Here is a 24,079-nt window from a genome sequence, read left to right as displayed (position 1 = left end):
GCGGGCTATGCCCCTTCCCTCCGGGCGAGGAGGACGCGCATGAGCGAGGATGTGGCGATGGCGGGCGCGCTGGCGGAGGCGCGCGCGGCCTTCGAGGCGGACGAGCTGGTCCGGGACCTTCCCCCGGGGCGGCCCGAGCGGCGGGAGCGGATGCGGCAGATCATCCACGCCGTCGCGGCCACCTGGGGCGTCGAGCGGATGGAGCTGACCATGGCGCTGGCCAGCAACTCGGCACGCGACGCGGCGGGGGAGTGACCCACGCGGCCTGCCCCGCGAGCGGGCGCCGGAAATACGAAAGCCGCCAGGCCCTCGGGCATTTTCCCAGGGCGCTGGCGGCTTTATCCGGCCCTATTGGGCCGGGTCGCGAGCCTATTGGGGTTAAAACGTTAAGATAGCGTTGACGTGCATCAAGGACCGGTGCGCAAGACCGGATCGCGCCCCGCCGCGTGATGCCGAAGGCTGGAGCCGATCCCGGCATCCCGGCGCGGTTCAGACTTCCTTCACATCACACCCCTAGCCTTCCCTGGCTGTCCCCCTGGCAACAGCGGGGCCGAGGGGGCTTCCCACGGAAGCGCCGGGCGGCGGTGCCGCGCGCACAGGCGCGCCGGCCCGCCGGAAGCGAAGGAGGAACAGGGCCTTGATGCGCGGCCGATCACTCGATCTCGTCGCGCGGCTCCTCGGCGCGGTGACGGGGCGGCGGGACGCGCCCGCCCGGCGGGAGCGGCTGCACGAGGACGACGCGGCCCATCTCATCGCCCCGCTCTTCGACCGGCTCTCCTCGCTCCTCGTGGCCCATGCGGCGCCGCTCGCCCTCTGCGCCTTCATCGCGACCCGGACGGATGCCGGCTGGCCCCTCTTCTTCCTCGTGGCGGACCTCGCGCTGCTCCTCGCGCGGGGGCTGGTGGTCCTGGCGGTGCGGCGCCGGCGGGATCCCTCGCCCGCGGCGCTGCTGCGCGCGTCCCGGCCCTATTTCGCGATCGGCGTCGCCTGGGCGCTTCTCACCGGCCTGTTCTGCCTCATGTGCTACGTCGCCCTGGACGACGAGGCGAGCCGGCTCCTCGCCGCTACGCTCGCCATGGGCACGGTGGGCGGCATCGCCTCCCGCAACGCCGCCACGCCCCGCTTCGCCCTGGCGCAGATCTCGGTGCTGCTGCTGCCCCAGGTCGCGGGCGGGCTGTACAACGGCTCCTGGCACCTGGCCCAGGCGGCGCAGGTGCTGGTCTACTTCATCGCGCTCTGCTCGATCGTGCGGCGCCACCACCGCGACGTCCGGCGCATGATGGATGCGCGGCGCGAGATGGCGGCGCTGGCCGCCCGCTTCGACGCGGCGCTGACGAATATGAGCCAGGGCCTCACCCTCTTCGACCCGGAGGGGAGGCTCCGCGTGGCCAATGCGCGCTTCCGCGAGATGTTCGGCCTCTCGCGGGACGAGGCCCCAATCGGGATCAGCGCCCCCCTGCTCGCCCGCGAGCTCGCCGCCAGGGGCCTTCCCGATGCCGAGGCATGGGCCTTGCCGACCGGGCACCCGCATGGCCGGGCCGTGCTCGACCTGCCGGACGGCCGCTGCGTCGCCCTCTGCCAGGAGGCGATGCCGGATGGCGGCTGGGTGACGACCTATGAGGACGTGACGGAGCGGCGCCGGGCCGAAACCCGCGTCCGCCACATGGCCTGGCACGACGCGCTGACGGGGCTGCCGAACCGGAGCCTGTTCCAGGAGCGGCTGGAGGGCGCGGTGGTCCGGCTCCCCGCCGGCGCCTCCTTCGCCGTCCTCTACCTCGATCTCGACCGCTTCAAGGAGGTGAATGACAGCCTCGGCCACGCCATGGGGGACAAGCTGCTGGTCGCGGTGGCCGGGCGCATCCGGAACTGTCTGCGCCCCCAGGACATCGTGGCCCGGCTGGGCGGGGACGAGTTCGCCGTGCTGATCGATGGCGGCGCGACCGCCGCGGCCCTCTCCGACCTAGCCGGGCGGCTCGTCCGCGATGTCGGCGCCGACTACGCGATCGAGGGACAGGCCGTCTCGGTCGGGGTGAGCGTGGGCATCGCCCTCGCGCCCGGGCACGGTACGACGGCGGACCTGCTGCTCCGCCACGCGGACATGGCCCTCTACGAGGCCAAGGGCGCGGGCCGCGGCACGCACCGCTTCTTCGACTGGGACATGTCCAGCCGCCTCCAGGCCCGGCGGGACATGGAGGCGGAGCTGCGCAGGGCGCTGGCCGGAGGAGAGATGGAGCTGTTCTACCAGCCGCAGCTCTCGATGGCCGGGCAGGTCACCGGCTTCGAGGCGCTCCTGCGCTGGCGGGATCCGCGCCGGGGCCTCGTCGCGCCCGGCGAGTTCATCGCCGTGGCCGAGGAGTCCGGCCTCATCCTGCCCCTGGGGGAATGGGTGCTCCGCACCGCCTGCGCCGAGGCGGCGTCCTGGCCGGGCGGGCTGCACGTGGCGGTGAACCTGTCAGCCGTCCAGTTCAGGGGGGGCGACCTGCACGCCGTGGTCACGGAGGCGCTGCGCCTCTCCGGCCTGCCCGCGGGGAGGCTGCAGCTGGAGATCACGGAGGCCGTGGCGCTGGAGGCGAGCGATCAGGTCGTCTCCACCCTGCAGCGTTTCCGGGCCCTGGGCGTGCGGATCGCGCTCGACGACTTCGGCACGGGCTATTCCTCCATCGCCTATCTGCGCAAGCTCCCGCTCGACAAGATCAAGATCGACCGCTCCTTCGTGCGGGACCTCGCCGAATCCGAGAGCGCGGCGGCGATCGTGCGGGCGATCAGCACCCTCGGCACGACGCTCGGCCTGACGATGAATGCCGAGGGGGTGGAGAGCGCGGCCCAGCTGGAACGATTGCGCGGCCTCGGCTGCACGGAGGTCCAGGGGGTCCTGTTCAGCCCGCCCCGCCCGCGCGGCGAGGTCCCGGCGATGCTGCGGGAGCTGTCCGGCGCGGCGGCCGCCTGACCCCGCGTCGCCCGTACCGCGCCCGATCCGGCACGGCGCGCGGGCCGCGTGGCGCCGGGGCCGGGAGGATCACGGGCCGGAGGCCAGGCGGGGCACGAGGCCGGCGGAGCTGCGGGCCTCGCCCGTGCTGCGCCACCAGGCCGCCAGCCGTTCCGCGTCGCTCGGATGGGCGTCGAGGAACCCGGCCGTGGCCCCGGCGCCGGGGGGCGCCAGCCTCACCCAGATGCGGGCGGCGCGGTCGGGGTCGTATCCCGCCCGGGCGATGAGGTAGACCGCGAGGTAGTCGGCCTCCCTCTCCTCCTCCTTCGAATAGGCCAGCCTCGCGGCGCCGGCGCCCAGCTCGGCCGCCCCTTGCCCGATGGCCCAGCCCGCCAGCCCGCCGAAGGGGACGATCGCCCCGATCACGGCCCCGGCCGCCGTGCCCGCGACGGAGCCACGGGCGAGGCCGCGGCCGAGATGGCCGGCGAGGTGGTGGCCGAACTCGTGGGCGATGACGGCCGCGACCTCCTCCTCCGTGTCCAGCACGCGGAGCATGCCGGCGCTGATCGTCACCCGCCCGCGGCCGGAGGCCTCGGCGCTCAGCCGCCCGGTGCCGGCGGCGCTCCCGTCCAGCACGACCTCGAAGCCGCAGGCCCCGCCGAGATAAGCGTCGCAGAGGGGCTCGGCGGCGGAGGTGACGCGCGCGGTGGCCCGGGACAGCAGCGCCGCGTCCTCGCTGGCCGGGCGGGTACTTGGGGCCAGGGGCGGCGCCTGCGCGATCAGCGCGGCGGCGGCCCCCACCTCCTCCGCAGAGGGGGCGGGAAGGGCGTGGCGGGCGCCGCAACCGGCGAGGGCGAGCAGGAGAAGCGCTAGTACGACGGCACGGGAGGAGAAGGGCCGGCTCCCCGCCAAGGTGGGCACGGACAGCCCCCCTCCTCGCCGCCTTCCGCCCGGCGCGGAGGCAGCTGCCCCGACGGGGTCGATGACGATACCGGCCACCCTGCCCTCCCTTTTCCTGGGAACGCCGCCCTGTGCGAGATCACGCCGCGCCGCTCATCCCCGGCCTCCCTCGTCTCGCACCTCCGCGAGGAAACCCTCCACCGCCGCGTTGAAGGCGCCGGGCGCTTCCAGGCAGGGAATGTGGCCGGCGCCGGGGATCTCGGCGAAGCGCGCCTCCGGGATCGCCCCGGCCATGCCGCGCATCGTCCCCGGCATGGCGCCGTCCATCTCCCCGGCAACCAGCAGCACGGGCTGGCGCAGGCCCGGAAGCTCGGCGCGGAAGTCGTATGATTGCAGGGCGCGGGCGCAGGCGACGAAGCCGGCCTCGGGCGTCGTCGCGATCATCTCCCGCACGCGCGGGATGGCCGGATTCCCCGCCTCGGCCGCCGCGGGGGAGAACCAGCGCTTCACCGTGGCGTCGGCGAAGGCCGCCATGCCCCTCGCCCGGGCGAGGTCGATCCGCTCCTGCCAGGCCTCGGCGCCGCCCGGGGCGGTTCCTGCCTGCCCGTCCGAGGCGATGACGGCCGAGACCAGATCGGGGCGGCGCGCGGCCAGGAGGAGCGCGGTGGCGGCGCCCATCGAGACGCCGGCGAAAACGGCGCCGCGAATGCCGAGATGCGCCATCAGCGCGGCCGCGTCCTCGGCCAGCCCGTCGAGCGTCGCCGGCCCAGGCGGCACCTCCGTCCCGCCATGGCCGCGCTGGTCGTAGCGCAGGATGCGGTAGCGGTCGGCGAAACACGCCACCTGCTCGTCCCAGACGGAGAGGTTCGTGACCAGCGAATTGCTGAACACCATCCAGGGCGCGCCCTCGGGCCCGTCCAGGCGGAGGTTGAAGAGAAGACCGTTCACGCGCACGGCCTGCGTCCCGTTGGTCAACCCGCCCCTCCCGCTCATTCCAGCGTCATCCCCGTCTCGCGCACGAAGGCGGCGAAGCGGGTCGTCTCATCGGCCATGTAGCGGGCGAAACCCTCCGGCGAGGAGGGCGCGGGCTCCAGCCCGTTCCCCTCGCACCAGCGCCGCATGGCCTCGTCGGCCAGCACCCTCCGCACGTCCCGGTTCATGCGGTCGCGGATCTCCAGGGGGAGCCCGGCCGGCGCCAGCAGGCCGAGCCAGGTGAGGAAGGCGTAGCCGGGCAGCCCGGCCTCGGCGAGGGTGGGCAGGTCGGGCAGCAGCGCCGCGCGGCCGCGCCCCGTCACGGCCAGGGCGCGCACGGCATTGGCGCGGATGTTCGGCGCCGCCGTGATCAGCGTGTCGAACATGCCCTGGATCTTCCCGCCGAGCAGGTCGGTGTTGGACTGCGCCGCGCCGCGATAGGGCACGTGCAGGATGTCCACCCCCGCCATCGCCTTGTACATCTCGAGCGCGCGGTGGGAGGCGCCGCCATTGCCGGACGAGCCGAAGGCGAGCCTACCGGGATTCGCCCTCGCATAGGCCGTCAGCTCCGCAAGGTTCCGGGCCGGGACCGAGGGATGGACGGTGAGGGCGAGCGGCGATTCGATCAGCAGCGAGACGGGGGTGAAATCCGCCACGGGATCGTAGTCGAGCTTCCTGTAGAGGCTAACATTCATCGCATGGGTGCCGGCGAAGCCGATGTAGAGGGTGTTGCCGTCCGGCGCCGCGCGCGCGGCGAGCGTGGCCGCGATGTTCCCGCTCGCGCCGGGACGGTTGTCCGCCACCACCGGCCGCTCCCACAGCGCGCCCAGCCCCTCGGCCACCCGGCGCGCCACGAGGTCGGTGATGCCGCCGGGCGGATAGGGGACGATCAGGCGGATGCTGCGGCCCGGGAACTCGGCGCGGGCCGGAAGGGCGGGCAGCGCCAGCCCCGTGCCCAGCAGGGCCCGGCGGCGGGTCATGCCAGCCCCCGCGCGAAGGCGACCAGCGCCTCCGCCACCGCGGCCGGCCTCTCCGGCACCAGCGCGTGCCCGGCGCGTTCCACCACCACCCGCGTCACGCGCGGGCCGAGGCTCGCCCGCAGTTCCTCCAGCGAGGGCGGCGCCGCGATCGCGTCCTCCGCGGCCGCGACATAGAGCAGCGGGTGCCGCTCGGCCGCCCGCAGCCAGGCCTTGTCCGTGGTGGCCGCCGCCGCGGCGCGCTGGGCCATCGAGACCTCCGGGTGCCAGCCCGGCAGCCAGACGCTCGCATCGTTGCCGGGCGCGAAATAGGCGCGGCGCAGATGCGACAGGCGCTCCTCGTCGGAGAGGGTGAGGGTGAAGCTCGCGGTGATGGAGCGGCGGATCTCGGGGTCAATATCGGTACCCGTCACGGCCGCGAGGAGCGCCACGGCGCGCACCAGTTCCGGCCGGTCATGCGCCAGGACGCGCGCCACCCAGTTTCCCGCCGCATGGCCCGCGACGATCGCGGGCCCGCCGCCCTCCGCCTCGATCGCCGCCGCCACGTCGGCCGCCATGTCGTGCAGCGTGGCGCCGGCCGGCAGCGGGCTGGACCCGCCGATGCCGCGCGGCTCCGGGCGCAGCACGCGCAGGCCCGCACCGGACAGGCGGGGCGCGAGGTCGTCGAAATCCTCCTGTCCACGCCCGAGGGAGGGCAGCAGCACGAGCAGCGGCCCGCGCCCTTCGGCCAGCACCTCGATGACGCCGCTTCCCCGTTCCAGACGCTTCCGTTCCACCGCCGCCGCCTCCCTCGGGAGGGAGGCGAGGATCGCCGGCACCATCAGCGCCATTCGCCGCCTCACGACATTCCCTCGCCTCTTCCTTCTCCCCCGACGATGCCAGCGGGCAGCGTCGCTGTCAAAAGGTCAGCCTATTGACTTAATGGATCGGGGCGGACAACCTCCGTGGAAACGGCCCGGCATGCACAGGGCCGATCATCATCGAGGAACGTCGGAGGAGTGCCGCCCCATGTCGATCCCCCTCGCGCGCCGCGCGGCGCTGTCCCTGCTGGCAGGGGCCGCCACGGGCCTCGCCGCGCGCCCGCTCGCCGCGCAGACCGCCCGCACCGGCCGCGCCATCGTCGGCTTCCCGCCCGGCGGCACGGCGGACAGCGTGACGCGCCTCTATGTCGAGCGCCTGCGCGCGGGAGGCGCGGCGCAGATGGTGGTCGACAACCGCCCCGGGGCCGGCGGGCGCCTCGCGCTCGAAACCCTCAAGCCGCTCGCGCCGGACGGCTCCGCCTTCGTCATCACCCCGGCCTCGATGCTGACGATCTACCCGCATCTCTACGCGCGGACGCTGCGCTACGACCCGCTGAAGGACTTCACGCCCGTCTCGCCCGTCTGCGTCTTCCCCTTCGGCCTCGCCGTCTCCTCGAAGCATCCGGCGAGGACGCTTCAGGAGTTCATCGCCTGGGGCAAGGCGCGCCCCTCCGTGGACTGGGCCTCGCCCGTGCCGGGATCCATGCCGCACTTCATCGGCACGGAGCTGGCGCGCATGGCCGGGCTCACGATGAACCACATCCCCTATCGCGGCTCGGCCCCCGCGGCGGCCGACCTGCTGGCGGGCACCGTGCAGGCGGTGATCCTGCCGCTCGGCGAGATGACCGCCTTCCACCGCGCGGGCGAGATGCGCCTCCTCGCCATCTCCTCCCCCCGGCGCCTGCCGCGGCTGGATGAGGTGCCGAGCTTCGCGGAAGCCGGCTTCCCCGACCTCGTCCACGAGGAGTGGTACGGCGCCGTCCTGCCCGCCGGGGCGTCCCCGGCCACGGTCTCGGCCCTGCACGAGGCGATCGTCGCCGCGGCGGCCACCCCCGAGATCCGCGAGGCGCTGACGCGGATCGACATCGCGCCGCATGTGATGGACCCCGCCGCCTTCGCCCAGCGCATCGCGCGCGAGACCGCGAGCTGGGGCCCGATCGTCGCCGCCTCCGGCTTCAGGCCGGACGAGTGAGGCCGGAGACGGCCGCCAAGCCACCAGGATCCCATCGAGGCCGCCCGTGGACACCAACTTCCCCCCGCCGCCCCTCCCCGACCGCTTCGAGCCCTTCCCCCCGGGGATCGAGCCGGCGGTGCCGATCGAGGGCTATCCCAACACCTGGACGCACACTCCGGCCCAGCCTCTGATCCGCCGCCCGGTCACGCGCACCGAGGCGACAGGCCCGCTGGAGCTCTGGCGCAAGCTGCCCTGCGACGAGAGCAACCTGGCCGTGCTCGGCCCCGGCCGCATCGCGCAAGGCCAGCTCATGCACATGTCCGGCCGCATCCTCGACGAGGACGGGCGGCCGGTACGCGGGGCGGTGGTGGAGCTGTGGCAGGCGAACGCGGCCGGCCGCTACTACCACCCGATCGACCAGCGCGATGCGCCGCTGGACCCGGACTTCGTCGGCAACGGGCGCGTGCGCACGGACGAGGAGGGCCGCTACGCCTTCTTCACCATCAAGCCCGGCGCCTATCCCGTGCCGGTGAAGGACACGTGGTGGCGGCCGCCCCACGTGCACTTCTCCATCCTCGGCCCCTCCTCCCTCTCGCGGCTCGTGACGCAGATGTACTTCCCGGGCGACCCGATGAACGAGTGGGACCGCATCCTGAACTCCATCCCCGATCCCGCCGCGCGCAGGCGCCTGATCGCGCGCCAGACCCACCCGGCGGAGGTGGGCGACGGCTGGCTCGGCTTCACCCATGACATCGTGCTGCGCGGCCGCCGCGCCACGCCGGAGGCCTGAGCCGATGAGCCATCTCGCGCCGACCTCCCAGCACACGATCGGCCCCTTCTTCCCCCGCACCTTCTTCACCGAGGGCGACAACGACCTCACGCGCCTCCATGCCGGGGCGCAGCCGACGGCGCGCGGCGAGACGGTCCTCCTCCGCGGCCGCGTGACGAAGGAGGGCGGGTTCCCCTGCCTCAACATGATCCTCGAAGCCTGGCAGGCCGATGCTTCGGGCCGCTTCAACCACCCCGCCGACCCCGCGCAGCCCCTTGCCGATCCCGCCTTCCTCGGCTGGGGGCGCGCCTGGACGGATGCGGAGGGGGGCTACGAGTTCCGCACCCTTCTCCCCGGCGGCTACGACGACCCCGCCGGCCGCCGCGCGCCACACATCAACCTCACCGTCATGGGCGCGGGGCTGATGCGGCGCGCGCTGACCACGGTGTTCTTCCCCGACTTCGCCGGGGAGAACGCGGCCGATCCAGTGCTCAACCTCGTGCCGGAGCCGCGCCGCGGGAAGATCGTCGCCGTGCCGGAAGGCGAGGCGGAGGGGCTGCGCGTCTTCCGCTTCGACATCCATCTCCGCGGCAATGCGGAGGAGGAGACGCCCTTCTTCGAGGACTAAGGAGGGGGCAGGAAAGGAACGCGGTGCCGATCACCTACGACATGATGAAGCGCGCCACGGCGCAGCTCTACGAGTGGTCCCTCCGCAAGGTGCCGGACGACACGCTCGATGCCCTGCGCCGCGCGCGGGAGGTGGAGACGAACGAGGTCGCGCGGCGGACGCTCGGCATCCTGCTTCGCAGCGCGGAGATGGCGGAGACGCAGGACCGCCTCGTCTGCTCCGATTCCGGCGTGCCGAACTACGTCATCGGCATCGGCACGGGCGTGCCGCTGGAGGGCGACATCAAGCGCGCCGTCTCCGACGGCTTCGACGAGCTGGTGGCCACGACGAACCCGCCCCTCCTGAAGCACGTCACCAACCCCCTGACGAACGAGCGGAGCTACCGCGGCAAGGAGATGCCGCTCGTCACCTGGGACCTGATCGACGGCGTTGATTACGCCGACATCACCTGCCAGCCCAAGGCGCTCGGCTCCGGCCGCTGGGCGGCGATGGAGATCTTCACCTTCCCCACGCTGGAGATGATCGAGCGCTACGTGATGGAGTGCGTGCTGAAGGCGGGGTCGCAGCACTGCCCGCCCGTCAATATCGGCGTCGGCATCGGCGGCACCTTCGACTACTGCGCCAAGCTCGCGGCCCGCGCGACGCTGCGCCAGTACGGCACGAGGAACCCCGAGCCGATCCTGGCCGCGATGGAGGAGCGGCTGCTCGCGGCCGTCAACGCCACCGGCTTCGGCCCGATGGGAACGGGGGGCGACACCACAGCGCTAGGTGTGCATGTCGAATACGCGGCCGGGCACGGCTTCACCCCCGTGGCGGTCGCCTTCAACTGCTGGATCAACCGCCGCACCCGCGCGCGCCTCTACGGCGACGGGCGGCTGGAGCGGATCGAGTAGGAGGCGGCGATGGAGGAAGAAATCCGGCGTCTGCGGATGCCGCTCTCGGAAGGGGACGCGCTGTCGCTCCGCGCCGGCGACATGGTGCTGCTGGACGGCGAGATCACCATCACCGCCGGCCTGCCCACGCATCACCGCATCGTGGAGGTGGCGGAGGGCAGGCGGGAGGCGCCGCGGGATCTGCATGGCGGCAGCCTCTTCCACCTCGGCTCCTACTCGCGCGAGACGGAGGGGGGCGGCTTCGAGGTTCTCTACATGAACCCGACCACCAGCACGCGCTTCAACCCGCTGATGCCCGGGCTGATCCGCCATTTCGGCCTGCGCGCCGTGGGCGGCAAGGGCGGGCTGGACGCGGCCTGCGTGGCGGCGCTTCGCGAGGTGGGCGGGGTCTATCTCTCCTTCGTCGGCGGCGGCGCGCCGCTGCTCTCGGACGCGATCCGCGCCGTTGTCTCGGTGGACTGGAACGACCTCGTCTCGCACTACCGCCTCGTGACGCTGCGGGTGGAGGAGCTCGGCCCGCTCACCGTCGGCATCGACGCGCATGGCAACAGCCTCTACGGCAGCCTGAGCGAGACCGCCGCGGCGCGGATGCCGGAGATCATGGCCGGGCTCGCCCGCGCGCGCGCCGAGGCCGAGGCCGAGGCCGAGGGAAGCGCATGAACCCCGAGACCATCATCGCCCTCGCCACCCTCCCCCAGGACCTGCGCGAGGCGCTGGCGGCGGACTACACCCTCGTCGGGCGCGACGATCCCGGCGCGGCGGGCGCACGGATTGCTGTCACCTCGGGCATGGCCGGGGCGGACGCGGCCACCATGGCGGCGCTGCCGGGGCTGCGGCTGATCACCTCCATGGGGGTGGGGCTCGACCGCATCGACCTCGCGGCGGCCAGGGCCCGCGGCATCGCCGTGAGCCACACGCCGGACGAGCTGACCGAGGACGTGGCGGACTTCGCCATCGGCCTGCTCTACGCTTGCGCGCGCCGCGTCGCGGAGGCGGACCGCTTCGTCCGCGCCGGCCGCTGGTCGCAGGGGCGGATGAGCCCGGGCACCAGCCTGCACCGCAAGCGGGCGGGCATCGTCGGCCTCGGCCGCATCGGCGCCGCCATCGCCCGCCGCGCCGAGGGCATCGGCATGGAGGTGGCCTGGACCGGCCCGCGCCCGAAGCCGGAGGCGCCCTGGCCCTTCCTGCCCGACATCCCCGCCCTCGCGGGATGGGCGGACGCGCTGATCCTCGCCACCCCCGGGGGGCCGGGGACGCAACACCTCGTGGACGCGGCGGTGCTGGAGGCGCTCGGCCCCCGCGGCTTCCTGGTCAACATCGCCCGCGGCTCCGTGGTGGAGGAGGGGGCGCTGCTGGCGGCGCTCGAGGGGGGCCGGATCGCCGGCGCGGGGCTGGATGTCTTCGCCAGCGAGCCCGGGCTGGACCCGCGCTTCCTCGCCCTGGAGAACGTCGCGCTGGCGCCTCACTACGCCTCCCTGACGCATGAGACGCGCGCCGCGATCATCGGGCGCATGCTGCGCGACATCGCCGCCTTCCGGGCCGGGGAGCCCTTCTTCGATGCGGCGGCCTGACCCCCGGCGGGGCTCGCCCGCCCGCCCCGGCGCGTGCGAGAAGGCGCCATGAACGCCCCTCCCGGCAAGCTCGACCTCAGCCGCAGCGCCGTGCCGCGCTACATCCAGCTCGCCACGCTCTTTCGGCGCCGGATCGAGCAGGGCGCGTGGAAGCTGGGCCAGAGGATCCCGACGGTGGACGAGCTGGCGGCGGAGTGCAGCGTCGCGCGCGCCACCATCCGCCAGGCGCTGGACGACCTGGAGGCGGAAGGGCTGATCGAGCGCTTCCGCGCCAAGGGCACCTTCGTCCGCAAGACCCCCGCCAACCGGCTGTGGTGCGACGTGGAGGCCGACTGGAACGGGCTGCTGCGCTCCCGCGAGGGTGCGGAGATCGAGATCCTGGGCGATGCCGACGGGATGCCCGGCAGCGCCATCCCCGACAGCATCGGGACGCCTGCGCCCTTCTACCGCCATGTCCGCCGCCGCCACTGGCGCGACGGGCAGCCCTTCCTGCTCGCCGACCTGTATCTCGATGCGCGCCTCTCGCCGCTCATCAGCGCCGAGGACCTGTCCAGCAAGACCGCGCTACGCCTCGTCTCCGGGCTGAAGGGCGTGCAGGTGGTGGATGCACGGCAGACGCTCACGATCGGCGTCGCGGATGTGGAGACGGCCGACGCGCTGCAGCTGCCGCTGAACGCGCCCGTGGCCTTCGTGCACCGCGCGGCCGTGGATGCCGGTGGCACACTGGTCCTCGTGGCCGACGGCATCTATCGCGGCGATGTCGTGCGGATCGACATCAAGCTGAAATAGCCGGGCGGGGCTGGACGCGGAGCGCCGCGCGGCCCATAAAGGTCATATAGCTGGTTCAAAGAATGTTAGGGGAGACGCCATGCTCATCCCGGCCCCCGGGCGGCCCGCCGCATGAAGCTGCACTGGTCCCCGCGCTCGCCCTTCGTGCGCAAGGTGATGATCGCCGCCCATGAGCTGGGCCTCGCGGACCGCATCGACACCGTGCGCACCGTGGTCCGCATGGGCAGGCCGAACGAGGCGCTGCTGCCCGACAACCCGCTGAGCAAGATCCCGACGCTGGTGCTGGATGACGGCCGCGCGCTGTTCGACAGCCTCACCATCATCGAGTACCTGGACCACATCGCCGGCGGCCGCCTCTTCCCCGCGGCGCCCGCGCGCTTCGAGGCCCTGACGCGCCACGCCCTCGGCAACGGCTTCCTCGACCTGCTCATCCTCTTCCGCAACGAGCGCGACAAGCCGGCGGAGCGGAGGACGGCGGAATGGCTGGACAGCTTCGCCGCGAAGACGCGCGCGACGCTGGATCGGCTGGAGAGGGAGGCGCCCGCCATGGCCGCCCTGCCTTTCGATATCGGCCACATCGCGATCGGCTGCGCCCTCTCCTATCTCGACTTCCGCTTCGCCGACCTGCCCTGGCGCGAGGGGCGGCCGGCGCTGGCGGCCTGGCACGCGGAGTTCTCCGCGCGTCCCTCCACCCGCGCGACGGAGGCGGTGGATGACTGAAGCGCGCCAGGGCCCGCTCTCCCACATCCGCGTGCTCGATCTCAGCCGCATCATGGCCGCGCCCTGGGCCACGCAGATCCTGGCGGATCTCGGCGCGGACGTGATCAAGGTGGAGCGCCCCGGCGCCGGCGACGACACGCGCGGCTGGGGCCCGCCCTTCCTGAAGGACCGTGACGGCAACCCGACGAAGGATGCCGGCTACTTCCTCGCCGTGAACCGCGGCAAGCGCAGCGTGACCGTGGACATGGCCAGCCCCGAGGGCCAGGAGATCATCCGCCGCCTCGCCGGGGGCGCGGACATCGTGCTGGAGAACTTCAAGGCCGGCGCGCTGGCGCGCTACGGGCTGGACGCCGCCTCGCTGCGCGCCGCGAACCCGCGCCTGATCTACTGCTCCGTCACCGGCTTCGGGCAGGACGGGCCGCGCGCGGACCAGGCGGCCTATGACTTCGCCATCCAGGCGATGGGCGGCCTCATGTCCGTCACCGGCGAGCGGGACGACGCGCCGGGCGGTGGCCCGCAGAAGGTGGGCGTGCCGATCGTCGATCTCATGACGGGCATGTACGCGGCCGTGGCGGTCCTCGCCGCCCTCGCGCGCCGGGGCGAGACCGGTGTGGGCGAGACGATCGACCTCGCCATGCTGGACGTGCAGGCGGCCTTCCTGGCGAACCAGGCGACGAACTGGCTGCTCTCCGGCCGCCCGCCGAAGCGCGGCGGCAACCGCCACCCGAACATCCAGCCGCAGGACGTCTTCCCCTGCGCGGATGGCGACTTCGTTCTCGCGGTCGGCAATGACGGCCAGTTCCGCAAGCTCTGCGCGGCGATCGGCTGCGCGGCCTGGGCGGATGACGAGCGCTTCGCCACCAACGCCGCCCGCGTGCGCAACAACGCCGAGCTGACGCCGCTGCTGGCAGGGCGGTTCAAGACCTTCGAGCGCGCCGCGCTGATGCGCGCGCTGGACGAGGCCGGGGTGCCCTGCGCGCCGATCAACACGGTCCCCCAGGTCTTCGAGGACCCGCAGATCCGCCACCGGCAGATGCTGCGCGACCTGCCCCACCCCGTCGCGGGCACGGTGCCGCAGGTGGTGAGCCCGCTGCGCTTCGCGGAGAACCCGCTGCGCTTCGACCGTGCGCCGCCCACCCTCGGGCAGCACACGGCGGAGGTGCTGGCGGAGCTGGGACTGGATGAGAGAGCCGTCGCGGGCCTTTCCGCGCGCGGCGTGGTCTGAGGAGGCGCCGCATGGCCCGCATCCCCCTCCCCTCCCCCGCGGAGATGTCGCCCGAGCAGCGCCGCGTGCACGACGCCGTGGTCTCCGGCCCGCGCGGGCAGATGATCGGCCCGCTGCGCGCGGTGATCCACAGCCCCGACCTCGCCGCGCGCTGGTCCGCCCTGGGCGAGTTCCTGCGCTACGGCACCTGCCTGCCCAGGCGGCTGAACGAGCTGGCCATCGTCGTCACCGGCCGCCGCTGGTCCAGCCAGGTGGAGTGGTGGGTCCATGCCCGCGCGGCCGCCGAGGCCGGCATTCCCCAGGCCGCGATCGATGCCATCCACCGCGGCGCGGCCCCGGCCTTCGACGAGGCGGAGGACGCGCTGGTCTACGAGTTCGCGCGCGAGCTGCAGCTCTCCGGCGGGGTGCCGCGCCCCGTCTACGACGCCGTGCGGGAGCGCTGGGGCGAGCGCGGCGTGGTCGAGCTGACCGCGGTGATCGGCTACTACACCATGGTTTCCATGACGCTGAACGCGCACGAGATCCCGCTGCCCGACGGCGTCGCTCCCGTGCTCGCCGCGCCGGAATCCGGCCTGGCGCCGCTCGCGCCCGCCCGCACCACCGCCCGCGCCGCGGAATAGGGAGGGCCCGCCATGATCCCCGGTCTCGAAGGCATCGAACGCTTCCGCGTGGAACTCGCGGAGCACGTCGCCACCGTCACCATCACCGCGCCGCCCGTGAACGCGCAGGACCGCCGCTTCCGCGAGGAGATCGTCCGCGTCTTCGACGTGATCCACGACACGGAGGAGGTGCGCGCCGTGGTGCTGACCGGCGAGGGCCGCGCCTTCTCCGCCGGCGCCGACCTGCGCGAGCGCCCGAACCTCGCCGGGGAACCGGGCGGCTATCCCCGCCACAACCGCCTCGTCCGCGCCTCCTTCGACGCGGTGATGGAGTGCGGCAAGCCGGTCGTCGCCGCCGTGAACGGCGCGGCCATCGGCGCGGGCTGCGTGCTCGCGCTCTGCTGCGACATCCTGGTGGTGGCGGAGGAGGCCTTCCTCTCCATGACCGAGGTGGATGTCGGCCTCGCCGGCGGCGTGCGGCATGTGATGCGCCACTTCGGCCAGTCCGACGCGCGGCTGATGATCCTCACCGCCAGGCGCATCACCGGCCCGGAGCTGCTGCGGATGAACGCCGCCTCCCTCTGCGTGCCGCGCGAGCGGCTGGTCGAGGAGGCGACGGCGATCGCCCGCGAGATCGCCGCCAAGGCGCCGCTCGCGGTGCAGGCCGCGAAGCGCTCCTTCAATCTGACGGAGGAGATGCCGCTGCGCGACGGCTACCGCTACGAGCAGAGCCAGACCGTCGCGCTCGCCCGCACCGAGGACACGCGCGAGGCGCAGCGCGCCTTCGCCGAGAAGCGCAGGCCCGTATTCCAGGGGCGCTGAGCCCGGCAAGCCCGTTTCCAATATTTGCCCGCCAAGCGGCCCCCTATGGGCCGGAGAGGAGATCGCGGTGCGCACGACACGCCGGAACCTGTCCCTGCTCGCCGCGGCGGGCCTCCTGTCCCCTTTCCCCGCCCCCGCGCAGCCGCGCTTCCCCGACCAGCCCGTGCGGATGATCGTCCCCTTCGCCGCGGGCGGGCCGGCCGATCTCGTCGCGCGGCTCCTCGGCGCGGCGATGGGCACGAGGCTGCGCCAGCCGGTGGTGGTGGAGAGCCGCTCGGGCGCGGGCGGCATGGTGGGCGTGGAGGCGGCCGCCAGGAGCCGCCCGGACGGCCTCACCACCGTCCTCGCCTCCACCGGCGCGATGGTGGTGCTGCCGCAGCTCATGCCGCGCATGGCCTATGACCCCGCGAAGGACCTGGAGCCGGTCATCCACGTGATCTCCGTCCCGCAGGTCCTCGTCGTCAGCCCGAGGCTCGGGGTGAGGTCGGTCGCCGAGCTGGTCGCGCTGGCCCGGCGGCGGCCGGGAGGCCTCAGCTACGGCTCGGCCGGCAATGGCAGCTCCCTCCACCTGGCCGGGGAGCTGTTCCGGCTCCGCACGGGCATCGACATCGTCCATGTCCCCTATCGCGGCGCGGCCCCGGCCGTGACCGACCTCCTGGGGGGTACGATCGACATGCTGCTGGCGGATGTTCCCGTGGTGATCCCGCATATCCGGAGCGGCTCCCTGCCCGCGCTGGCCGTCACGGCGGATGAGCGGCTCGCCGCCCTGCCCGACCTGCCCACCATGGAGCAGGCCGGCGCGAGGGGCGTGATCTCGGACACCTGGTACGCGCTCTTCGTTCCCGCCGGCACGCCGGCCGACCGGATCGCGGCCCTGCACGAGGCCGCCGCGGCCTCGCTGGCGGACCAGGAGCTGCGCCGCAGCCTCGCGGAGGGGGGCGGGACGGTGCACGGCGGCACGCCCGGGGAGCTGGCCGCCCTGCTGCGGGCGGAGACCGCGAAATGGGGCGAGGTCATCCGCGTCGCGAACATCCGGATCGAGTAGGGCCCCGCGCCGCCTAGGGAGGGCACGGCGTGCCCTTCGCCGCGCCCCTCCCCCTCGCGCCGCCGCGCTACTCCACCAGCGTCGTGTTCATCGGGCTCGGCAGCCAGCCATACCCCTCCCCCTCCCGCACGACATGGCCCAGACCCGGCCAGGAGAAGTGGTAGGAGAGAACCCCGTAGCGATCCGTCGCGATGCGGTCGAGCAGGCGGGTCCGCGTCGCGGCCGAGAGCTTCGGGTCCGTGTCGAAGGAGAATTCCAGTCCGGGCCGGCGCAGCAGCAGCACCTGGTGATGCGCGAGGTCGCCGGTGTTCATCACGACCTTGTCGCCGGAGGCGATGATGTAGCAGTGGTGGCCGACCGTGTGGCCGGGGCTCGCGACCGCCGTCACGCCGGGGATGACCTCCTGCCCGTCCCGCACCATCACCATCCGGTCGCGATAAGCCGCCAGGTTCTTCCGCGCGCCGTCGATGAAGGCCGTCATGAACTCCGGGCCGCGCTTGTTCGCATCATCCGTCCAATAGCGCAGGTCGGCCTCCGAGATCGCGACCTGGGCGTTGGGGAAGTTGCGGTTGCCGTTCGCGTCAACCAGCGCCCAGATGTGGTCGCAATGGGCGTGGGTCGCGATCACCATGTCGATCTGCGCGGGGTCGATGCCGGCGGCGCGCATGTTCTTCAGAAGTTGACCCGTGGTCGGGCCGAACATGCGGCTCGCCTCGCCCATGCTGTCGCCCATCCCCGTGTCGAACAGCACGAGCTGGCGGCCGGTGTTCAGCACGAGCGCGTTCTGCGCCAGCGTCGCCGCCCCCGGCGGCAGGAAGGCGCCGGTGAGCATCCTCCGGACCTCCCCGGCCTCCACGCCGAGGAAGGCCTGGGTCGGGTCGCCGAGCGGCAGCGCGCCGTCGGAGATCACCGTCGCCTCGAACTCGCCGATCCGGAAGCGGTGCCAGGCCGGCGGCAGGTCGTTGCGGAAGGGTGCGGCCGCCCTTGCCGCGGGAATCGCCAGCCCGGCCATGGCCGATCCTGCAGTGGCGCCCAGGAGCGCGCGCCTCGAAAGCCCGTTCATGCCTGTTCCCTCCATCGGTTGTTCTCTTGGCCCCAGTTGATTGGCCCATTCGATCCCGGGGGTAGCCGGCCCGGGCCCCGTACCGCCGCTACATCGTGATGACGTGGCGGACGACCTCGCCCCGGTCGAGCCGGTCGAAGGCTTCGTTGATCCCTTCCAGCGGCCCGGTGGAGGACAGCAGCTTATCCACGGGCAGGTGCCCCGCCCGGTAGAGGGCGATGAAGCGCGGGATGTCCCGGCTCGGCACGCAGCTTCCCATGTAGCTGCCGCGAACCACCCGCTCATCCGCCACGACGGGGACGGCGGGCAGGCGGAACTCGCTGCCCGGGCGCGAGAGCCCGGCGGTGGCCGTGGTGCCGCCGCGGCGGGTGATGCGGAAGGCGAGGTCGAAAGCGGGGACGGCGCCCGCCATCTCCAGCGCGTGGTCCACCCCGCCGCCCGTCGCCGCGCGCACGGCGTCCGCGACATCCCCGTCGCCCGCGAGGAAGGTGTCGGTGGCGCCGAGCGTCCGCGCCAGCTCGAGCTTGGCGGGCGACAGGTCGATCCCGATCACGCGCCCCGCCCCGCTGGCCACCGCGCCGAGCAGCGCGGAGAGGCCGACGCCGCCGAGGCCGACCACCGCCACGCTCTGCCCCGGCCTGACGCGGCAGGTGTTCATCACCGCGCCCACCCCGGTCATCACGCCGCAGCCGAACAGCGCCGCGATCGGGAGCGGCAGCTCGCGGTCGATCCGGACGATGGAGCGGCGGTGGATGACGGCGTATTCGGAAAAGGCGGAGACGCCGCTGTGATGGTTGATCTCGACACCCTCGCAGAGGATCCGCCGTCCGCCGCCCATCAGCGTGCCCGCGACATTGGCCGCGTTGCCCGGCTCGCAGAGCTGGGCGCGGCCGTCGGCGCATTCCGGGCAGTGGCCGCAGACGGGCACGAAGGACATCACCACGTGGTCGCCGGGCGAGAGGTCCGTCACCCCCGGCCCCAGCTCCTCCACGACGCCCGCCGCCTCGTGGCCGAGCGCCAGCGGCAGCGGGCGCGGTCGGTCGCCGTTGATGCCGGAGAGGTCGGAGTGGCAGAGCCCGGCCGCCGCGATGCGGACGAGAACCTCGTCCCGCCCGGGCGGGCGCAGCTCCACCTCCTCGATCGCGAGCGGGCGGCTCTCGGCATAGGGGCGCGGCAGGCCGGACTGGCGGAGGATCGCCGAGCGGACGCGCCTCACGCGCCCCTCCCGCGCCGCCCGGCCTCGCTGCGATGGGCACCTTCCACGTGACGCATGATGCTCTTCCCCCCGGCCTCAGCCGTGCTTGGTGATGGTGGTCTTGAGCGTGGCGATCTCGTCGGGCACGATCTCGCCGCGCTCGATCACATAGGTCGTGTCCACCAGCGGCTCGAGCAGCTGCGGATTGCTCTCCGTCACCAGCAGGGCCACGCCGGGGAAGGCCGCGTGCAGTCCGCGCAGCGCGTCCGCGTAGCGGTGGGCGAGGGCCGGGGCGAGGCCCTGGAAAGGCTCGTCCAGCAGCACTGCGCGCGTGCCGACCATGAGCGCGCGCCCGAGCGCCACCATCTTGCCCTGCCCGCCCGAGAGCCCGGCCGCGCGGCGCGAGGCCAGCGCCGCCAGTTCCGGCAGGAAGGTGAGGACGGCGTCGAGGCGGCGCGCGGTCTCCGCCGGGGGCAGGCGCAGCACCTCCGCCGGCAGCAGAAGGTTCTGCTGCACGGTGAAGGGCCCGAACAGCCGCCGCTCCTCCGGCGCGTAGCCGATCCCGAGGCGGGTGCGGTGATGGGCAGGGGCGGAGGTCACCTCCTCCCCGCCGACCAGCACCGCGCCGCCGCGCAGCGGCAGCAGGCCCATGATGGCGCGCAGCGTGGTCGTCTTCCCCGCGCCGTTGCGGCCGATGAGGGCGACGAGGCCGCCCGGCGGCAGGTGCATCGAGACGCCGCGCAGCACCGGCGCGCCGGCGATGTCGGCGGCGACGGAGCGGAGCTCAAGCATGGGCAGGCCCCTCCACCCCGGCGCGGCCCGGCCGCCCGATGCCGATGACGTTGCGCTGCACCTCCGGGTCGGCCAGAACCTGCGCGGGCGAGCCCAGCGCGGCGATCCGCCCCTGCGCCCAGACGGCCACGCGGTCGGCGAAGCGCTCCACCACGTCCATGTCGTGCTCCACGAAGACGGCGGTGACGCCCGCGCCCCGCAGCACGCGCGCCAGCGTCTCCACCACCGCCATCTTCTCGGAGGCGGCGACGCCGCTGGTCGGCTCGTCCATCAGCAGCACGCGGGGGCGGAGCGCCACGGCCATGGCGATGTCGGCCAGCTTGCGCGTCCCCTCGTTCAGCGCGTCGGCGCGGCGGTCCGCGATGGGAAGGAGGCCGAAGCGGTCCAGCAGCTCCCTCGCCTCCTCCCGCCAGGCCGGGCGGAGCAGGGGCCGGAGGGGGGACCAGATGCCGTCCCGGGCGGCGATGGCGAGCGCCGCGTTCTCCTCCACCGTGTGCTCGGAGAAGAGCTGCGGCAGCTGGAAGGAGCGGGCGATGCCCCGCCGCACGATCTCCCGCGGCCGGCGGCCGGTGATGTCGGCGCCGTCGTAGAGGATCTGGCCGCCCTGAGGGCGCAGGTAGCCGGTGGTCATGTTGATGAAGGTGGTCTTGCCCGCGCCGTTCGGGCCGATGATGGCCAGGAACTCCCCCTTCGCCACCGAGAGGTCGATGCCGTCAGCGGCTTTCACGCCGCCGAAGGCCAGCCGCAGGCCCCGGGCCTCCAGGAGGGTGCTCATGCTGCGCGCCTCCGGCCCAGCCACGAGGCGACGAGGCCCCAGATGCCGCCGCGGGCGAAGAGGATGACCAGCAGCAGCACCGTGCCGAGGATCATCTGCCACGCATCCGCCACCGTGGCCGCGGCGTAGACGCGCACCAGCTCGAAGGTGATGGCGCCGAGGAAGGGGCCGAGCACGCCTCCCGCGCCGCCGAGCACGGCGATGAAGACGAGCTCGCCGGACGCTGTCCAGTAGGCGAGCAGCGGCGTGACGTGGCGCGTCGCCATCGCGATCAGCGCTCCCGCGCAGCCGGCCATGACCGCCGAGAGCACATAGGCGGAGAGGAGGATCTGGCGCGGCGAGACGCCCATGAAGTCCAGCCGGGTCTCGCGCGTCTTGATCGCCGCGAGGGCCTGGCCCATCGGCGAGGCGAGATAGGCGCGGACGAAGAGGCCAAAGAGGAAGGCGAGCGCGAGCGCGATGCCGAACACCGCCCAGCCATAGGTCGCGCCCTCCAGCGGCTGGCCGAGCACGGTGATCGCCGGCACGCGGATGCCGTCCGTGCCCTTGGTGATGTGGTAGAGCTTCTCCAGCACGGAGTAGAAGACCATGCTGAGCGCGAGGTTCAGCATGCCGAAGAAGATCTCGCGGTAGCGCGAGACGAAGAGCCCGACCAGCAGGCCGACGGCACCGGCCAGGGCGGCCGCGGCCGGGAGCAGCAGCGACGCCTCGGGCATGGATGGCGCGAGGAAGGCCACCGCATAGGCGCCGAGCGCGACGTAGAGCGCATGGCCGAAGCTCACCTGCCCGGCGCGCAGCAGCAGGAGAATGCCCAGCACCGCGACGCCCTTGGCCAGCGCGATGGTCAGGACGAAGCGCAGCCAGGGCGTCGAGAGGGCGGCGAGGATGAGGGCGGCGGCGAGGAGAAGGGCGAGCAGGATCTCGGTGCGGCGAAGGGTCATATCCGTCGCGTCTCCGGCACCCCGAACAGACCCTGCGGCCGCACGAGCAGCACGGCGACCATGATGAGGTAGGGGACCACCACCTCCAGCTCCGGCTCGAAGGTCACGGCGACGGAGCGGCCGATGCCGATCATCAACGCGGTGAGCGCCGCGCCCTCGATCTGCCCCAGCCCCGCCGTCGCCACCACGGCGAAGGAGAGCACGATGGTGGAGGCGCCGACGCCCGGCACGAGGGAGGCGGTGGGTGCCGAGAGCGCCCCGCCGAGCGCGGCCAGCACGGCCCCGAAGGCGAAGGTGAGGAGATAGATGCGGCCGGCATCGATCCCCATCGCCGTCGCCGCCTCGCGGTCGAGGGTGACGGCGACGATGACCCTCCCCGTGAGCGTGCGTCGCAGGAACAGCGCGAGGCCGACAAGGGTGAGCAGCGCGATCGCGGGCAGCAGAATCACCTGGTAGGTGTTGTAGGGGATCACGTCGCCCGCGAAGGGCACGTCCACCGTGCCCATCATGGACACGGGCCCGCTGAAGGAGACGGGCTGCACGCCCCAGAGGAGCTTCTGCGCATCCTCCAGGATCATGAACAGCGCGAAGGTGACGAGGAGCTGCAGCACCGACTCCTCCGCGTAGATGCGGCGGAGGAGGAAGCGCTCGATCAGCGGGCCCAGGGTCAGCCCCGTCAGCACGGCGGCCAGGAGGATGGCCAGGAGCGAGGCCCAGGCGGGCAGGCCCGCCGAGGCCAGGAAGAGGCCCAGCGAGGCCGCCGCATAGGCGCCGATGGCGAAGAAGCTGCCATGCGCGACGTTGAGCACGCGCAGCACGCCGAAGACGAGGTTGAGCCCGACGGCCACCATGAAGATCAGCGCGGCGCTCGCGATGCCGTCCAGCAGCGCGAGGCCGAGGAGCGCGCCGTTCTGTTCGAACCATTCACCCATGTGTCGGTCCCCGTCAGCCGGCCGGGCGGACGGGGTCCGGCACGCGCGACACCACATCGGCATTCAGGGTGCGGATCCAGGCCAGGCTCTTCTGCCCCACCGGCGGCATGACCATCTCGGGCGGGAAGATCACCATCCGGTCCATCACTGGGAAGGGGAAGCGGTCGTCCTGCACCGTCGTGCCGATGAGCTGGGGCTCCATCCCCTGCCCGTCCTCGCGGATGCGGAGCCGGGCCGTGGGGCTGTCGAACTCAAGCCCGGGGAAGGCGCCGGCGAGCTGGAGGTCGGACGGCCAGTTGCCGCCGTTCCCGGCGATCGCCTTGGCATAGGCGGCGCGCAGCGCGCTGAAGGCCTGCGCCATGTGGTAGGTCGGGTAGATCGGATAGGCGTTGAAGCGGCTGCGGTAGTTCTCCACGAAGCGCTGCAGCGCCTGCGGGTTCGCGGGCCTGGGGTGCTGGTGCCAGTGGTCCCCGCGGCTGCCGACAATGTGCCCCGGCGGGAGCAGCCGGCCGACGCGCTCCAGCGATGACTCGGCGAGCGGCATGACGAAGGTCGAGCGCTCGAACAGCCGCCGCTCCGCCGCCTGGCGGATGAAGGTGTCGAGGTCGCCGCCCCAGCTCGTGTTGAGGATGATGTCCGGGCGCAGCGCCAGCAGCCGCGTCACCTCGGCGGAGAAGTCCGTGGCGCCGAAGCGGGGGAAGAGCTCCGCCGCGACGCGCACGCCGGGCTTGAGCACATCCATCCCCGTCTTCCAGATCTCCCAGGAGTCCCGGCCCCAGGCGTAGTCCTGGTTCACCACGGCGATCGAGCGGAAGTCGGGCTTGTGCTTCAGGAGATAGAGCAGCGCGGCCATGACCTCGCCGGTCGAGTTCGCCTGGCTGCGGAAGGCGTACTTGTAGGAGTTCTCCTCGAAGATGCGTTGGCTGCCGCAATCCCACAGCACCGTCACCTTCCGCAGCTCCTCGGCCAGCGGCGTGCAGGCGAGGCAGGAGCCGGAGGAGATGGAAGCGAACATCACGTCCACCCGCTCGTTCTGCACGAGGCGGCGGAACTCGCCCACGAGGTGGTCGATCCCCGGCCCCTCGTCCACGAAGAACAGCCGGACGGGCACGCCGCCGATGCCGCCCTCGCGGTTGACCTCCTCGGCCAGCATCTCCGCCGCGTTGCGGCCGGGCACGCCGAAGACGGAGGCGGGTCCGGAGAGGAATGTCGTGATGCCGATCTTCAACTCGGACGGCTTCTGCGCAGGCGCTTGCGCCGACAGGCTGCCGGGCAGCAGGACCGATCCGAAGCCGGCGGCGAGCATGCCGCGGCGGGTGAGCGGGGATGATTCGTGCATGGCGCTTCCTCCAAGGAGTCCTGCCGGTTGGTTCCGGCTTGGATCTATCAATTCGTCCGTGTCAGTGGATCATGGCCGACTGGCTCCCATTCCTCTTCGGGAATGTGGATGGAACGGAAGGGGGCCGCATCTCGCTGTCGCGCACCTCTCCGCTCCCCTGCCTCGGCCTGCAGCCTACGCAATCTCTCGGATTGGTTGAGCTTGGTTGGCGAAGGCCCTCGGGGTCAAGTTC

25 protein-coding genes are annotated in these 24,079 nt (G+C 73.0%); 14 read left to right on the top strand and 11 right to left on the bottom strand.

Features of this window, described 5'->3' with window-relative positions; all coding sequences use genetic code 11:
* The first annotated feature begins 39 nt into the window (after positions 1 to 39).
* Both FHS87_RS16915 and FHS87_RS16910 read left to right on the top strand, forming a co-directional pair.
* Positions 40 to 255 (top strand): hypothetical protein, encoded by a 216-nt coding sequence (locus tag FHS87_RS16915; RefSeq protein WP_184520570.1) that lies wholly within the window; start codon positions 40 to 42, stop codon positions 253 to 255.
* Positions 256 to 640: 385 nt separating this feature from the next.
* A complete protein-coding gene (locus FHS87_RS16910; RefSeq protein WP_184520569.1) occupies positions 641 to 2,947 on the top strand; it encodes a putative bifunctional diguanylate cyclase/phosphodiesterase in 2,307 nt (768 codons plus the stop codon).
* A gap of 69 nt (positions 2,948 to 3,016) precedes the next feature.
* Here the strand turns inward: FHS87_RS16910 and FHS87_RS16905 are convergent, their stop codons facing one another.
* The 4 genes from FHS87_RS16905 to FHS87_RS16890 all read right to left on the bottom strand — a co-directional run bounded on the left by FHS87_RS16905 (position 3,017) and on the right by FHS87_RS16890 (position 6,617).
* Entirely contained in the window at positions 3,017 to 3,847 is an 831-nt protein-coding gene (locus FHS87_RS16905) for a M48 family metalloprotease (protein WP_184520568.1), read from the bottom strand.
* Positions 3,848 to 3,979: 132 nt separating this feature from the next.
* Complete coding sequence (locus FHS87_RS16900; RefSeq protein ID WP_221300021.1) at positions 3,980 to 4,801, bottom strand: alpha/beta fold hydrolase; 822 nt, start codon at positions 4,799 to 4,801, stop codon at positions 3,980 to 3,982.
* A 14-nt stretch (positions 4,802 to 4,815) separates the two neighbouring features.
* Positions 4,816 to 5,778, bottom strand: coding sequence for a Bug family tripartite tricarboxylate transporter substrate binding protein (locus tag FHS87_RS16895; RefSeq protein ID WP_184520566.1), 963 nt, complete (start codon positions 5,776 to 5,778; stop codon positions 4,816 to 4,818).
* Entirely contained in the window at positions 5,775 to 6,617 is an 843-nt protein-coding gene (locus FHS87_RS16890; RefSeq protein WP_312862032.1) for an alpha/beta fold hydrolase, read from the bottom strand. Before FHS87_RS16890 ends, FHS87_RS16895 begins: the two co-directional genes overlap by 4 nt.
* A gap of 166 nt (positions 6,618 to 6,783) precedes the next feature.
* Here FHS87_RS16890 and FHS87_RS16885 point away from each other — a divergent pair, with 166 nt between their 5' ends.
* The 12 genes from FHS87_RS16885 to FHS87_RS16830 all read left to right on the top strand — a co-directional run bounded on the left by FHS87_RS16885 (position 6,784) and on the right by FHS87_RS16830 (position 16,810).
* A complete protein-coding gene (locus FHS87_RS16885) occupies positions 6,784 to 7,767 on the top strand; it encodes a tripartite tricarboxylate transporter substrate-binding protein (protein ID WP_184520565.1) in 984 nt (327 codons plus the stop codon).
* A 46-nt stretch (positions 7,768 to 7,813) separates the two neighbouring features.
* Positions 7,814 to 8,539: a dioxygenase family protein gene (locus tag FHS87_RS16880; protein ID WP_184520564.1), complete on the top strand. Its 726-nt coding sequence runs from the start codon at positions 7,814 to 7,816 to the stop codon at positions 8,537 to 8,539.
* 4 nt (positions 8,540 to 8,543) lie between these two features.
* Positions 8,544 to 9,146, top strand: coding sequence for a protocatechuate 3,4-dioxygenase subunit alpha (gene pcaG / locus FHS87_RS16875; RefSeq protein WP_184520563.1), 603 nt, complete (start codon positions 8,544 to 8,546; stop codon positions 9,144 to 9,146).
* A 23-nt stretch (positions 9,147 to 9,169) separates the two neighbouring features.
* Positions 9,170 to 10,039, top strand: coding sequence for a fumarate hydratase (locus FHS87_RS16870; RefSeq protein ID WP_184520562.1), 870 nt, complete (start codon positions 9,170 to 9,172; stop codon positions 10,037 to 10,039).
* A 9-nt stretch (positions 10,040 to 10,048) separates the two neighbouring features.
* A complete protein-coding gene (locus tag FHS87_RS16865) occupies positions 10,049 to 10,699 on the top strand; it encodes a fumarate hydratase C-terminal domain-containing protein (protein WP_184520561.1) in 651 nt (216 codons plus the stop codon).
* Positions 10,696 to 11,610 (top strand): 2-hydroxyacid dehydrogenase, encoded by a 915-nt coding sequence (locus tag FHS87_RS16860; protein WP_184520560.1) that lies wholly within the window; start codon positions 10,696 to 10,698, stop codon positions 11,608 to 11,610. The genes FHS87_RS16865 and FHS87_RS16860 overlap by 4 nt, the downstream gene beginning before the upstream one ends.
* Before the next feature lie 48 nt (positions 11,611 to 11,658).
* On the top strand, positions 11,659 to 12,399 hold the full coding sequence (locus tag FHS87_RS16855; protein ID WP_184520559.1) for a GntR family transcriptional regulator: 741 nt from the start codon (positions 11,659 to 11,661) through the stop codon (positions 12,397 to 12,399).
* A 111-nt stretch (positions 12,400 to 12,510) separates the two neighbouring features.
* On the top strand, positions 12,511 to 13,119 hold the full coding sequence (locus tag FHS87_RS16850; RefSeq protein ID WP_184520558.1) for a glutathione S-transferase family protein: 609 nt from the start codon (positions 12,511 to 12,513) through the stop codon (positions 13,117 to 13,119).
* Complete coding sequence (locus FHS87_RS16845) at positions 13,112 to 14,344, top strand: CaiB/BaiF CoA transferase family protein (RefSeq protein WP_184520557.1); 1,233 nt, start codon at positions 13,112 to 13,114, stop codon at positions 14,342 to 14,344. Before FHS87_RS16850 ends, FHS87_RS16845 begins: the two co-directional genes overlap by 8 nt.
* An 11-nt stretch (positions 14,345 to 14,355) precedes the next feature.
* Positions 14,356 to 14,964 (top strand): carboxymuconolactone decarboxylase family protein, encoded by a 609-nt coding sequence (locus FHS87_RS16840; RefSeq protein ID WP_184520556.1) that lies wholly within the window; start codon positions 14,356 to 14,358, stop codon positions 14,962 to 14,964.
* A 12-nt stretch (positions 14,965 to 14,976) separates the two neighbouring features.
* Positions 14,977 to 15,765, top strand: coding sequence for an enoyl-CoA hydratase/isomerase family protein (locus tag FHS87_RS16835; protein WP_184520555.1), 789 nt, complete (start codon positions 14,977 to 14,979; stop codon positions 15,763 to 15,765).
* Positions 15,766 to 15,832: 67 nt separating this feature from the next.
* Positions 15,833 to 16,810 carry a Bug family tripartite tricarboxylate transporter substrate binding protein gene (locus FHS87_RS16830; RefSeq protein WP_184520554.1) on the top strand — a complete coding sequence of 326 codons (978 nt, stop codon included), beginning with the start codon at positions 15,833 to 15,835 and terminating at the stop codon, positions 16,808 to 16,810.
* A 67-nt stretch (positions 16,811 to 16,877) separates the two neighbouring features.
* On the opposite strand, the gene FHS87_RS16825 is transcribed toward FHS87_RS16830, so the two are convergent.
* From FHS87_RS16825 to FHS87_RS16795, 7 genes are all read right to left on the bottom strand, one after another.
* Positions 16,878 to 17,873, bottom strand: coding sequence for an MBL fold metallo-hydrolase (locus FHS87_RS16825; protein ID WP_184520553.1), 996 nt, complete (start codon positions 17,871 to 17,873; stop codon positions 16,878 to 16,880).
* Positions 17,874 to 17,961: 88 nt separating this feature from the next.
* Positions 17,962 to 19,089, bottom strand: a complete 1,128-nt coding sequence (locus FHS87_RS16820; RefSeq protein ID WP_184520552.1) for a zinc-dependent alcohol dehydrogenase family protein — start codon at positions 19,087 to 19,089, stop codon at positions 17,962 to 17,964.
* 75 nt (positions 19,090 to 19,164) lie between these two features.
* Entirely contained in the window at positions 19,165 to 19,860 is a 696-nt protein-coding gene (locus FHS87_RS16815; protein ID WP_184520551.1) for an ABC transporter ATP-binding protein, read from the bottom strand.
* Positions 19,853 to 20,635: an ABC transporter ATP-binding protein gene (locus tag FHS87_RS16810; protein WP_184520550.1), complete on the bottom strand. Its 783-nt coding sequence runs from the start codon at positions 20,633 to 20,635 to the stop codon at positions 19,853 to 19,855. The genes FHS87_RS16815 and FHS87_RS16810 overlap by 8 nt, the downstream gene beginning before the upstream one ends.
* Positions 20,632 to 21,576, bottom strand: a complete 945-nt coding sequence (locus tag FHS87_RS16805; protein WP_184520549.1) for a branched-chain amino acid ABC transporter permease — start codon at positions 21,574 to 21,576, stop codon at positions 20,632 to 20,634. Before FHS87_RS16805 ends, FHS87_RS16810 begins: the two co-directional genes overlap by 4 nt.
* Positions 21,573 to 22,508 carry a branched-chain amino acid ABC transporter permease gene (locus tag FHS87_RS16800; RefSeq protein ID WP_184520548.1) on the bottom strand — a complete coding sequence of 312 codons (936 nt, stop codon included), beginning with the start codon at positions 22,506 to 22,508 and terminating at the stop codon, positions 21,573 to 21,575. Before FHS87_RS16800 ends, FHS87_RS16805 begins: the two co-directional genes overlap by 4 nt.
* A gap of 13 nt (positions 22,509 to 22,521) precedes the next feature.
* A complete protein-coding gene (locus FHS87_RS16795) occupies positions 22,522 to 23,847 on the bottom strand; it encodes an ABC transporter substrate-binding protein (protein ID WP_184520547.1) in 1,326 nt (441 codons plus the stop codon).
* Positions 23,848 to 24,079 lie beyond the last annotated feature (232 nt).

Origin of the sequence: Muricoccus pecuniae (assembly GCF_014199205.1) — a bacterium.
In the GTDB taxonomy this organism is placed as follows: Bacteria; Pseudomonadota; Alphaproteobacteria; order Acetobacterales; family Acetobacteraceae; genus Roseomonas; species Roseomonas pecuniae.
Note: the sequence above shows the minus strand (reverse complement) of the source record. Positions and strands in the feature narration are given on the sequence as shown.

Excerpts from the sequence above, each read along its gene's own strand:
- FHS87_RS16915 (WP_184520570.1), top strand. The coding sequence starts at position 40 with ATGAGCGAGGATGTGGCGATGGCGGGCGCGCTGGCGGAGGCGCGCGCG.
- FHS87_RS16910 (WP_184520569.1), top strand. The coding sequence starts at position 641 with ATGCGCGGCCGATCACTCGATCTCGTCGCGCGGCTCCTCGGCGCGGTG.
- FHS87_RS16895 (WP_184520566.1), bottom strand. The coding sequence starts at position 5,778 with ATGACCCGCCGCCGGGCCCTGCTGGGCACGGGGCTGGCGCTGCCCGCC.
- FHS87_RS16885 (WP_184520565.1), top strand. The coding sequence starts at position 6,784 with ATGTCGATCCCCCTCGCGCGCCGCGCGGCGCTGTCCCTGCTGGCAGGG.
- pcaG (WP_184520563.1), top strand. The coding sequence starts at position 8,544 with ATGAGCCATCTCGCGCCGACCTCCCAGCACACGATCGGCCCCTTCTTC.
- FHS87_RS16865 (WP_184520561.1), top strand. The coding sequence starts at position 10,049 with ATGGAGGAAGAAATCCGGCGTCTGCGGATGCCGCTCTCGGAAGGGGAC.
- FHS87_RS16860 (WP_184520560.1), top strand. The coding sequence starts at position 10,696 with ATGAACCCCGAGACCATCATCGCCCTCGCCACCCTCCCCCAGGACCTG.
- FHS87_RS16855 (WP_184520559.1), top strand. The coding sequence starts at position 11,659 with ATGAACGCCCCTCCCGGCAAGCTCGACCTCAGCCGCAGCGCCGTGCCG.
- FHS87_RS16850 (WP_184520558.1), top strand. The coding sequence starts at position 12,511 with ATGAAGCTGCACTGGTCCCCGCGCTCGCCCTTCGTGCGCAAGGTGATG.
- FHS87_RS16845 (WP_184520557.1), top strand. The coding sequence starts at position 13,112 with ATGACTGAAGCGCGCCAGGGCCCGCTCTCCCACATCCGCGTGCTCGAT.
- FHS87_RS16840 (WP_184520556.1), top strand. The coding sequence starts at position 14,356 with ATGGCCCGCATCCCCCTCCCCTCCCCCGCGGAGATGTCGCCCGAGCAG.
- FHS87_RS16835 (WP_184520555.1), top strand. The coding sequence starts at position 14,977 with ATGATCCCCGGTCTCGAAGGCATCGAACGCTTCCGCGTGGAACTCGCG.
- FHS87_RS16825 (WP_184520553.1), bottom strand. The coding sequence starts at position 17,873 with ATGAACGGGCTTTCGAGGCGCGCGCTCCTGGGCGCCACTGCAGGATCG.
- FHS87_RS16815 (WP_184520551.1), bottom strand. The coding sequence starts at position 19,860 with ATGCTTGAGCTCCGCTCCGTCGCCGCCGACATCGCCGGCGCGCCGGTG.
- FHS87_RS16810 (WP_184520550.1), bottom strand. The coding sequence starts at position 20,635 with ATGAGCACCCTCCTGGAGGCCCGGGGCCTGCGGCTGGCCTTCGGCGGC.
- FHS87_RS16805 (WP_184520549.1), bottom strand. The coding sequence starts at position 21,576 with ATGACCCTTCGCCGCACCGAGATCCTGCTCGCCCTTCTCCTCGCCGCC.
- FHS87_RS16800 (WP_184520548.1), bottom strand. The coding sequence starts at position 22,508 with ATGGGTGAATGGTTCGAACAGAACGGCGCGCTCCTCGGCCTCGCGCTG.
- FHS87_RS16795 (WP_184520547.1), bottom strand. The coding sequence starts at position 23,847 with ATGCACGAATCATCCCCGCTCACCCGCCGCGGCATGCTCGCCGCCGGC.